Source organism: Pelagibacterium sediminicola (assembly GCF_003390885.1).
In the GTDB taxonomy this organism is placed as follows: Bacteria; Pseudomonadota; Alphaproteobacteria; order Rhizobiales; family Devosiaceae; genus Pelagibacterium; species Pelagibacterium sediminicola.
On record NZ_QMEL01000001.1, the window covers coordinates 72486 to 83529 of the forward strand.

Consider the following 11044-nt stretch of genomic DNA (forward strand, 5'->3'; position numbering starts at 1 on the left):
CGGCCACCTTCCTGACGTATCGGGACTGCGACAGCCCTCAGCGCGGGGCGAGGACCATCACCATCTGGCGGCCTTCCGACCGGGGCGAGGATTCGACCTTGGCGATCTCGTCCATCTGGTCCCTGACCTTGTTCAAGAGTTCAAGACCGATTTCCTGGTGCGCCATTTCACGGCCGCGGAAGCGCATGGTGACCTTCACCTTGTCGCCTTCGCCGATGAATTTCTGCACCGAGCGCATTTTCACGTCGTAATCGTGGTCATCGATGTTGGGCCGGAGCTTGACTTCCTTGACCTCGATGACCTTCTGCTTTTTGCGCGCTTCGGCGGCTTTCTTCTGGGCGGCGTATTTGTATTTGCCCAGGTCAAGGATCTTGCACACCGGAGGCACGGAATTGGGTGCGATCTCTACGAGGTCCATCCCGGCATCCATTGCCATGGCGATGGCCTCGCTGGTGCGTACCACTCCAATATTGGTGCCTTCCGCGTTGATAAGCTGGACTTCGGGAACGTTGATTTCGTTGTTTGAGCGCGGCCCCTCCTTTTGGGGCTGCACGGGTCTCATCGGGCGACGAATGGGTTCATTTCCTTAAATAATTGACGATTGGGTTCGGCTCTGGCCGAGCGCGCCTTAAAATCTTGGCAAACGGGGGTAAAGTCAACAGGCAAACAGGAGCGATTCTTTAGCTTTCGCCCCAATGGGCACCGCCCGGCATCAAGGGATATGGGAATGACGAGCACAGTTGAAAAGATCACCGTGGGAACGGGGGACAATATCCGCGATATCGCCGTGCTACGACGGGGAGGCAAGACGCCGGGGCTTTTCTGGCTCGGCGGCTTCCGCTCCGATATGGAAGGCTCCAAGGCAGAGGCCCTTGACCGGCTTGGCGCCGGAGCGGGACTTGCCGTGACGCGGTTCGATTATTCGGGCCACGGGCGCTCGGGCGGGGCGTTTCTCGATGGCACCATTTCGCGCTGGCTGGCCGAGGCGCTGGCGGTCTTTGCGACGACCCAAGGTCCCCAGATCGTCATCGGCTCCTCGATGGGGGGCTGGCTGGCGCTGCTGCTCAACAAGGCGCTGCGGGCGCAAGGGGACGAGCGGGTGAAGGCGATAGTGCTGATCGCGCCAGCCGCCGACATGACGCGCGACCTGATGCGCGACACCTTCACCGATGCCGAACTTGCCGACCTTTGGGAAAAGGGGCGGGTCGAGCAGCCTTCGGACTATTCGGACGAGCCTTACGTGCTGACGCGGGACCTGATCGAGGATGGCGAGAACCACCTCTTGTTCTCCGCGCCCATCCGCACCCATTGCCCGGTCGCGATATTGCAGGGCGGAAAGGACACCGACGTGCCGCCCGCCCATGCGCTCAAGCTGGTGAGCCACCTCGTTTCCGATCCGGTGACGTTTACGCTCATCCCCGACGGTGACCACCGGCTGAGCCGGGAGGCCGATCTTGAAACGCTCAGGCAAACGGTATTGCGGCTGGTTTGAGGATTACGTGGGAAAAAGGGCGCCTCGGGGGCGCCCTTTTTGGTTTCCTTGGAACATTTCAGCCCTTGATGGAAGCGATCGCCTTGCCTCGGTCGCTTTCCCGGCGAAAGCCGGGACCCACGCAGACCCTCGACCATGGAGAGCGTTGCAGCATGGACCCCGGCTCAAGGCCGGGGTAGCGAAGGGCGTGGCGCCGATCCAGGCAAGACCTGAAATGCCCCACACTAAAGGGTGCGCTGCACCTTTTCGACGCGGTAGCATTCGATGACGTCGCCGGGCCGCATGTCCTCGTATTTCTCGAACGCCATGCCGCATTCCTGCCCGGCCTGCACGTCCTTGACCTCGTCCTTGAAGCGCTTCAGGGTCGAGAGCTTGCCTTCGTGAATGACCACGTCGTCGCGCAGCAGGCGCACGCCCGCCCCGCGCTCCACGATCCCCTCGGTGACCCGGCAGCCGGCGACCTTGCCGACCTTGGAGATGTTGAACACCTCGAGGATCTCGGCGTAGCCGATGAAGGTCTCGCGCACCTCGGGGGCGAGCAGGCCGCTCATGGCGTTCTTCACATCGTCTATGAGGTCATAGATGATGTTGTAGTAGCGGATCTCGATGCCCTCGCGGCTGGAGAGTTCGGCTGCCTGCTTGTTGGCGCGCACGTTGAACCCGATGATGATCGCGCCCGAAGCCGTGGCGAGCGTCACGTCCGATTCGGTGATGCCGCCCACGCCCGAATAAAGGATCTGGGCCGAGACCTCGTCGGTCGAAAGCTTGTTGAGCGCGGTAACGATGGCCTCGACCGAACCCTGCACGTCGCCCTTGATGAGCAGCGGGAACTTGGCGATGCCCGAAGCCTTGAGCTGGTTCATCATCTGCTCGAGGCTGGTCGCCCCGCCACCGGCGGTCTTTTCACGGATGACGCGCTGGCGGTATTCGGTGACCTCGCGGGCCCGCGCCTCGCTGTCAACGACCGTGAAGCGGTCGCCCGCATCGGGCACGCCCGAAAAGCCGAGCACTTCCACCGGGGTTGAGGGGCCGGCGGACTTGACCTGCTGGCCCTTGTCGTTGATGAGCGCGCGGACCTTGGCCCATTCGGTGCCCGCCACAACGATGTCGCCGACGCTGAGCGTGCCGCGCTGCACCAGAACGGTCGCAACGGCGCCACGGCCCTTGTCGAGCTTGGATTCGATCACCAGACCCTCGGCGCGACCCTTGGCGGGCGCCTTGAGTTCGAGCACTTCGGCCTGCAAGAGCACCGCTTCCAAAAGCCCGTCGAGATTGATCTTCTTGAGGGCCGAAACCTCGACATCGAGGGTTTCGCCGCCCATCGATTCCACGAACACCTCGTGCTGGAGCAGTTCGGTGCGCACGCGGGTGGGATCGGCGGCGGGCTTGTCGATCTTGTTGACCGCCACGATGATGGGAACCCCTGCCGCCTTGGCGTGCTTGATGGATTCGATCGTCTGGGGCATCACCCCGTCATCGGCGGCCACGACCAGAATGGCGATGTCGGTCGCCTGGGCGCCGCGGGCGCGCATGGCGGTGAACGCCTCGTGCCCCGGGGTATCGAGGAACGTGATCTTGTGACCGTTCCTTTCGACCTGATAGGCGCCGATATGCTGGGTGATACCGCCGGCTTCGGTCGAGACCACATTGGCCTCGCGCAAAGCATCGAGCAGGCTCGTCTTGCCGTGGTCGACGTGGCCCATGATGGTGACGACCGGCGGGCGCGCCTCCAGATCGGCGGCATCGTCCGCCGCCACGTCGTCAAAGAGCCCTTCTTCCACGTCGCTTTCGGCCACGCGCTTGACCGTGTGGCCAAGTTCGGTCGCGATCAGTTCGGCCGTATCGGCGTCGATCACGTCGTTGATCTTGAGCATCATGTCCTGGGCCATGAGCATCTTGATGACCACGACCGCGCGTTCGGCCATGCGGTTGGCCAGTTCCTGAACCGTGATGGCTTCGGGAATGATGACCTCGCGGCTGAGCTTGGGCTGCTGGGCTTGAGTGTTGCGGCCCATCTTCTTGTTCTGGCGGCGGCGCATGGCGGCGAGCGATGGCCCGCGATCGCGCTCGGAATCCTCAAACGCCGTCGTAACGGTCAGCCGCCCGCGCGAATTGCCCGGGCCACCACGGCGCGCGGGGGTCGCCGAAGGCTTGTTGGCAACGCTGCGCCGGGCGCGCTCGAGCTCGTCGCGGTCGACGAGCTGCTTGGACGCCGGGGGCGCCGCGCGGCGGCGCACGCGGTCATCCTCGCCCTCACCGGGAGGCGGCGGGGGCGGCATGTCGGGCTGGGCGGCACGCGGAGAAGGCTTGTGGGCCGGCTTGGGGCGGGCCTGACCGGGCTTGACCGGCACGATGCCGTCGAGTTCGTCGTCGGGCTGGGCCTTTTCGGCTTCCGCGCTGCGCTTTGCTTCCTCGGCGGCCCGGCGCGCGGCTTCCTCGCGCTCGGCCTGGCGGCGCGCGTCGATCTCGGCGAAGCGGCGGGCTTCTTCCTCGGCCTTGATGCGGTCTTCCTCGGCGCGGGCGGCCGCTTCGCGCAGGGCGCGCTCACGGGCCAGCGCCTCGCTCTGGGTGAGGTTGGGACTGCCTATGGTCTGGCGCGGGCTTCCCGATTGCGGGCGGCCGCCGGGACGCTGCCCGCCGGGGCGCTGACCGCCAGGGGCCTGCGGACGCGAGCCGGATGGCGCGGCGCCCGAAGGCGCGCCGGCGCCAGGGGCGCCCACCCGTCGCGTGCGCTTTTCCACCACCACGGTGCTGCGCGAGGAGCGCGACATGCCAGGACGCTGCCCCAGATTGGGGGCGCCCTTCAAGGTCAGGGTCTTCTTGCCCGAACCCTGATTGTCGCTGCTTTTGTCCTTATCGGTCATATGGTGCCGTCTTCTTCTCTGTCTGTGGCGATAAAGCGCGCGAGCCGTCTTGCCCGCTCAACCACCGAATTTGCAGCCGCGCCGGGAGCAAGCGCAGCGTGTATCACATTTTCGAGCCCCAATGCCAAACCCAATTGGTCCGAGCCGAGCGATTCGATGTGCTCGGGAGCCTCGTGCGTCTCATAGGCGCGCCGCACCGACTGAAGCATCTTGCGGCGGCTGTCAGGCGCGGCGTCGCTGGCGGTAATCAGCGCCGCTGCACCCCTTCTTTCGACCAGCGCCGCAACCTTGGCGGCACCGGTCACGAGCGCCCCAGCCTTGCGCGCCAGTCCAAGCGCCCCTGTGAGGCGCTGTTCTAACCGCGTCCGGGTCACAAGCGCAAGCTCGGCGGGAACCGCAACCTGCGTCTTGAGGCTTCTGGAGAACACTTTTCTCTTTACCGCCTCCTCAACGGAAGCGAAAGAGAGCGTTATCCAGACCCCCCGGCCCGGCGCCTTGCCATCGACATCGGGCACGATGCCGCCCTCGGGCGACTCGGCGAACCGGATCAGTTCGGCCACCGGCCTTTCGGTCCGGGTGAGCGCGCATTGGCGCATCATGTCCTTGCCGCGCGCCACCTTCCCGCACAGCTCCTATTCGGCGGCCCCGCCTTCGGCAAAGACCTGTTGTTCCTCGTCCTCGACCTCAAGCCCGGCCTCGGCCTGCGGCAAGTCGTCCTCGGTGATCCAGCCCATCTTGAGACGGGCGGCCATGATCATGTCCTCGGCTTCCTGGCGCGACAGCGGGAAGGCGCTCAGTGCGCCGTCGAAGCGCTTGGTCTCGCCATCCTTGCGCTCGGACCAGCCGATCAGATCGTCGGCAACGCAGCCGGCGAAATCCTCGACCGTCCTGATGTCGTCCTTGCCGAGCGCGACGAGCATAGCGGCGTTGAGCCCGCCAATGTCGTAAAGCGCGTCCTCGACACCCATCGCCTTGCGCTCCTCGTCCTGCTCGCGCTCGCGCGCATCGAGATATTCGGTGGCGCGGTTCTGGATTTCGGTCGCCGTCTCCTCGTCGAACCCGGCGATGGAGGCGATTTCGGCGAGTTCGACATAGGCCAGTTCCTCGATCGAGGAAAAGCCTTCCGAGGCCAGAAGCTGGGCGACCATCTCGTCGACGTCGAGCGCTTCCATGAAGAGCGTGGACCGCTCGGTGAATTCCTTCTGGCGCCGCTCGCTCTCTTCCTGCTCGGTGAGGATGTCGATGTCCCAGCCGATGAGCTGGGAAGCCAGACGCACGTTCTGGCCCCGACGTCCGATGGCCAACGAAAGCTGCTCGTCGGGCACCACCACCTCAATGCGCTCGGCCTGCTCGTCGAGCACCACCTTGGCAACGTCGGCCGGCTGGAGCGCGGAGACGACCAGATCTGCTATATTGTTCGTCCAGGGGATAATATCAATCTTTTCGCCCTGCAATTCGCCCACGACCGCCTGAACGCGGCTGCCGCGCATGCCCACGCACGCGCCCACCGGATCGATCGAGCTGTCCGACGAGGTGACGGCGATCTTGGCACGGCTGCCCGGATCGCGGGCGATAGAGCGGATGGTGATGATGCCGTCGTAGATCTCGGGCACTTCCTGCTGGAAAAGCTTGGCCATGAACTGGGGGTGGGTGCGCGAAAGGAAGATCTGCGGCCCGCGCTGCTCGCGCCTGACGTCATAGATATAGGCGCGCACGCGGTCGCCATAGCGGAACTGCTCGCGCGGGATCAATTCGTCGCGGCGGATAATGGCTTCGCCGCGCCCCAGATCGACGATGACGTTGCCGTATTCGACGCGCTTGACCGACCCGTTGACGATCTCCCCGATGCGGTCGGCATATTCGTCATACATGCGCTCGCGCTCGGCGTCGCGCACCTTCTGGACGATGACCTGCTTGGCCGACTGGGCGGCGATGCGGCCGAACTCGATGGGCGGGAGCGGCTCGGTCACGTAGTCGCCGAGCTTGGCGGCATCGTTCTTGGCCCTGGCATCCTCGAGCGCGATCTGGCGGCCATATTCCTCGACCTCCTCGACCACTTCGAGCAGGCGCCACAGGCGCAATTCGCCGGACTTGGGATTGATCTCGGCCTTCACCTCGGTTTCCGCGCCGTAGCGGGCCTTGGCGGCGCGCTGGATGGCTTCTTCCATCGCCTCGATGACGATCATGCGGTCGATGGACTTTTCGCGGGCCACCGCATCGGCGATCTGCAAAAGTTCGAGCCTGTTGGCTGAAACGGCCATGGATAACTCCTAAGTCCTTGTTATCGCGTTGTCCCGGCGTTTTCCCCGTCCGGTCCGTCTTCGTAAATGGTTTCGATATCCCCGTCCTCGCCATCGAAGGCGGGGTCGTTTTCCTGCATGGCGCGCGCCGCGTCCAGCAGCTTGTCGGTCAGGATCAGCTTGGCATCGGCGAGCGCGGAAAGCGGCAGGCGGTGGACCGGGTCCTCGTCCTTGGGCACGTCCGGCAGGCGGATCGAAAAACTCTCGTCGTCGGCCCCCACGATCTCGCCGCGGAACCGCTTGCGGCCTTCTATCATGTCGGCCAGTTCGACCTTGGCCTCGTGACCGGCAAAGGCGAGAAAATCGCGCGCCCGGACCAGCGGGCGGTCAACGCCCGGCGAGGAAATCTCGAGGTGATATTCGCGGTCGATGGGGTCTTCGAGATCGAGAACGGGCGAAAGGTCGGCGTTGAGCGCCTCGCAGTCCTCGATGGTGAAGCGCCCGCTGGCGTCTTCGCACATGATCTGCAGCGTGCAGCCGTTTTCCTGGGTCACCCGCACGCGTACGAGATCATAGCCCAACGATTGAGCGATCGGCTCGACGAGCCCTGCGATGCGGGCTTCGAGCGGGGTCTCGCGGATATAGCGCTTGTGGTTGGTTATTTCGGCCATCGGGTTCCGGTGTCCAGGTAACAAAAAAGAGCGGGGCCGGTTGGCACCCACTCTCTCATTGGTTCTGAGATTGTTGGCGGTGATATAGCGCGGGGCGGGGGGAATTGCAAGATCGGGTAATCCATCACCCTTTGCGTGTTTTGCATGGATCGCTGGCCCCCTCACCCCCAACCCCTCTCCCACGGAGGGGAGAGGGGGGCGAAAGTGGTAGCCCCACGGTTTCCCTTCTCCCCTTGTGGGATTGAGGAATGTCCCGAAGGGCAAATCGCTCCAGTGGAGCGATTTGAATGACGAAAGTGGGCTTTCGCGAAGCGAAAGGTCGGATGTGGGGGCCAGCGGTCCCTCAATGGAAGTCCCGCGATTTCGGCACCACGCGCACATTCCTCGGGTGCCCGCGATTGCGCGAGATCAGGGGATGCCTGACGTGGTCGGCGCGGGAGAGTTCAGGGGTTATCGCCGCGCCGATGGTCAGGGAATCGAGCAGGTCCGAGCGGTCGTAAACCGCCGACATGATGACGTGGATCACCCCTTCGGCGCTTTTCTGCACCTCGCCTTCGATGATGGCCAGCCGGGCGGCCATGAAGGGGCGGCGGTAGTTGCGCTCGAAGACGCGTGCCCACATCAGCCCGTTGGCGATGCCCGTTTCGTCCTCGATGGTCATGAAGAGTGCATTGCCCTTGCCGGGGCGCTGGCGGACCAGAACGATCCCGGCAACCCTCACCCGCGCGCCCTCGCGCTGGGCTTCGAGCCCGGCGCAACTGACGATGCCCTGCCGGTCGCAATATGCGCGCAGGAACGCCATGGGGTGGGATTTGAGCGAAAGGCGGATGGTCTGGTAGTCGGCGATGACGTGCTCGGAAAGCACCATTTGCGGCAGGTCCATATCCGGCTCGGCGGCAAGCTCGCGCGCTTGGGCATGGGCAAAAAGCGGCAGGGGATCGTCATCGGGCAGGCGCCGCACCGCCCATGCGGCGGCGCGGCGGTCCGGCCCCAGCGAGCCGAACGCATCGGCATCGGCTAGAATGGTCAGCGCCCGGCGCGGCAGGCCGGTGCGCTGCCAGACGTCCTCGATCGAGCCATAGCCATTGCCGCGACGTGCAAGGATGCGCTCGGACCAGTCCTTCTTGAACCCGTCGAGCTGGCGAAAGCCCAGCCGCAGGGCGCAATGGCGGGTTTTTGTTGTTTCGAGCGTGTTGTCGTGGGTGCTGAAATTGATGTCGGCGGGCCGCGCCTCGACGCCGTTTTCGCGCGCGTCGCGCACGAGCTGGGCGGGGGCGTAAAAGCCCATGGGCTGCGCGTTGAGAAGCGCGCAGGCAAAGACATCAGGATAGTGATGCTTGATCCATGAGGAGATGTAGACGAGCTTGGCGAAACTGGCCGCGTGGCTTTCGGGGAAGCCATATTCGCCGAACCCCTTGATCTGGTCGAAACAGCGCTGGGCGAATTCGCGGGCATAGCCGCGCTTGACCATGCGCTCGACCATCATTTCGTGGAACTGGCCGATGGTGCCGTTGTTGCGGAAGGTCGCCATGGCCTTGCGCAGCCGGTTGGCCTCGACATCGGTGAATTCGGCGGCGACCATGGCGATCTTCATGGCCTGCTCCTGAAACAGCGGCACCCCCTTGGTGCGTTTGAGCACGTCGCGCAATTCCTCCGGGTCGTGGGGCGGGGCGGGCGAGGGTAGGTCCGAGGCTTCCTCACCGGCCCGCCGCCTCAAATAAGGGTGGACCATGTTGCCCTGGATGGGGCCGGGGCGCACGATGGCGACCTGAATGACGAGATCGTAAAATTCGCGCGGCCTCAAGCGCGGCAGCATGTTGATCTGGGCCCGGCTTTCCACCTGAAAGACCCCGATCGATTCGCCCCGGCAGAGCATGTCGTAAACCGCCGGGTCTTCTTGGGGGACGCTCGCCAGATCATAGACCTTGCCATGATGGTGATGGATCAGCTCGAACGCCTTGCGGATGGCCGTGAGCATGCCCAGCGCCAGCACGTCGACCTTCATCATCCCCAGCCGGTCGATATCGTCCTTGTCCCATTCGATGAAGGTGCGGTCGGCCATGGCGGCGTTGCCGATGGGCACGTATTCATCGAGCCGCCCTTGCGTCAGGACGAACCCGCCCACGTGCTGGGAGAGGTGACGGGGAAAGCCCAGAAGGCGTGTCGCGAAAAAAACCGCGCGCCCGATGGCGGGGTTGTCGGGATCGAGCCCGGCCTGCCTTATGTGTTCGCCCGGCAGCTTGCCCCCGCCGCCCCAGCTTCCCCAGACGGTCGAGGCGATGCGGGCGGTGATGTCCTCGGAAAGCCCCAGGGCCTTGCCCACTTCCCGGATGGCGCTTTTGGGGCGGTAGGAAATGACCGTGGCGGCGATCCCGGCGCGGTTGCGGCCATAAAGTCCATAGATGTGCTGGATCACCTCCTCGCGCCGCTCGTGCTCGAAATCGACGTCGATATCGGGCGGTTCCCTGCGTTCCCGCGAAAGGAAGCGGGCAAAGAGCAATTCGTTCTCATTGGGATCGACCGCTGTGATGCCGAGCGCGTAGCAGACCGCCGAATTGGCCGCCGAACCCCGGCCCTGGCACAAGATACCCTTGTCCTCGGCGACCCGGACGATGTCGTTGATGGTCAGGAAATAGCAGGCGTAGTCGAGTTCCTCGATCAGCTTGAGCTCGTCGTGCAGCAGTTTTTTGACCTTGGCGGGCACGCCATCGGGATAGCGCATGGCGGCGCGGCGCCAGGTCAGCTCTTCGAGCCATTTCTGCGGCGTGAACCCGGGGGGGATAGGTTCTTCAGGGTATTGGTAGCGAAGCTGGGAGAGTGAGAAATCGATGCTTTCAAGAAAGGTCTGCGTCTCGGCGATGGCCTCGGGAGCGTCGGCATAAAGGCGCGCCATCTCCTCGGGAGATTTGAGGTGCCGTTCGGCATTGGCCTCGAGCAAAAGGCCGGCATTGTCGATGATCACGCCCTCGCGGATGCAGGTGAGGATATCCTGCAGGTCGCGCTGTTCGGGGGCGTGATAGAGCACGTCATTGGTGGCGATGAGGGGGACGCCGGTGCGGGCGGCAAGGGCCTTGAGCACCATCAGGCGGCGGCGGTCGTCTCCCTTATATGTCATGGGGGCGCCGAGCCAGACGGCGGCGGTACGCGAAAGTTCGGCCAAGACCGTTTCGAGCCTTGCCGTATCCTTGCCCGGCATGACGATGAGGTTGAGCCCGGCGGCCGAAAAGCGCAGGTCGGAGAATTCGAGCAGGCATTCTCCCTTCCTTCCCTTGAGATTCCCGCGCGTCAGCACCCGGCACAACCGCCCCCAGCCCTCGCGGTCCTGCGGGTAGGCGACGATGTCGGGGGTGCCGTCGGTAAAGACCAGCCGCGCGCCCACCGCCAGCCTGAAATTTTTCGCGCGCTCGGTAATCTCGGCGGCGGGGAAGGGCAATTCTTCCTCGCCATATCGCTCCTTGAATCTGTATTCGCCCGGCCCCGAACCCTCGCGCTGCTTTTCGATGAGCAACTCTCCATTGCGCAAATCCTCGAGCGCCCCATAGGCGCGGACGACCCCGGCAACCGAATTGCGGTCGGCGATCCCGATGCCCGACTGACCGAGCAGCACGGCGGCCAGCACGAGGTCCTGCGCGTGGGAGGCGCCGGAGAGGAAGGAGAAATTGGTGGCGGTGACCAGTTCGGCGAAGGGGGTCATGGAGAACACACAAGTGTCAGAGCGTGTGGCTTCACCCCTCCCCAGTCCTCCCCATCAAGGGGAGGGTGCTTCCTTTTCTCTGG

The 11044-nt window shown here is 64.4% G+C and carries 7 protein-coding genes; 1 reads left to right on the plus strand and 6 read right to left on the minus strand.

Features of this window, described 5'->3' with window-relative positions:
* Positions 1–37: 37 nt before the first annotated feature.
* Complete coding sequence (gene infC, locus DQG18_RS00365; protein WP_245958344.1) at positions 38–574, minus strand: translation initiation factor IF-3; 537 nt, start codon at positions 572–574, stop codon at positions 38–40.
* 153 nt (positions 575–727) lie between these two features.
* Between infC and DQG18_RS00370 the strand changes: the two genes are divergently transcribed.
* Positions 728–1492: an alpha/beta hydrolase gene (locus tag DQG18_RS00370; RefSeq protein WP_245958324.1), complete on the plus strand. Its 765-nt coding sequence runs from the start codon at positions 728–730 to the stop codon at positions 1490–1492.
* Between the two features lie 224 nt (positions 1493–1716).
* Here the strand turns inward: DQG18_RS00370 and infB are convergent, their stop codons facing one another.
* The 5 genes from infB to DQG18_RS00395 form a co-directional block, all read right to left on the minus strand.
* A complete protein-coding gene (gene infB, locus DQG18_RS00375; protein WP_116652248.1) occupies positions 1717–4356 on the minus strand; it encodes a translation initiation factor IF-2 in 2640 nt (879 codons plus the stop codon).
* Positions 4353–4973, minus strand: a complete 621-nt coding sequence (locus DQG18_RS00380) for an RNA-binding protein (RefSeq protein WP_116652249.1) — start codon at positions 4971–4973, stop codon at positions 4353–4355. Before DQG18_RS00380 ends, infB begins: the two co-directional genes overlap by 4 nt.
* Before the next feature lie 15 nt (positions 4974–4988).
* Entirely contained in the window at positions 4989–6617 is a 1629-nt protein-coding gene (gene nusA, locus DQG18_RS00385; protein WP_116652250.1) for a transcription termination factor NusA, read from the minus strand.
* Between the two features lie 20 nt (positions 6618–6637).
* Positions 6638–7267: a ribosome maturation factor RimP gene (rimP, locus tag DQG18_RS00390; protein WP_116652251.1), complete on the minus strand. Its 630-nt coding sequence runs from the start codon at positions 7265–7267 to the stop codon at positions 6638–6640.
* 343 nt (positions 7268–7610) lie between these two features.
* Positions 7611–10961: an error-prone DNA polymerase gene (locus DQG18_RS00395; protein WP_116652252.1), complete on the minus strand. Its 3351-nt coding sequence runs from the start codon at positions 10959–10961 to the stop codon at positions 7611–7613.
* Positions 10962–11044 lie beyond the last annotated feature (83 nt).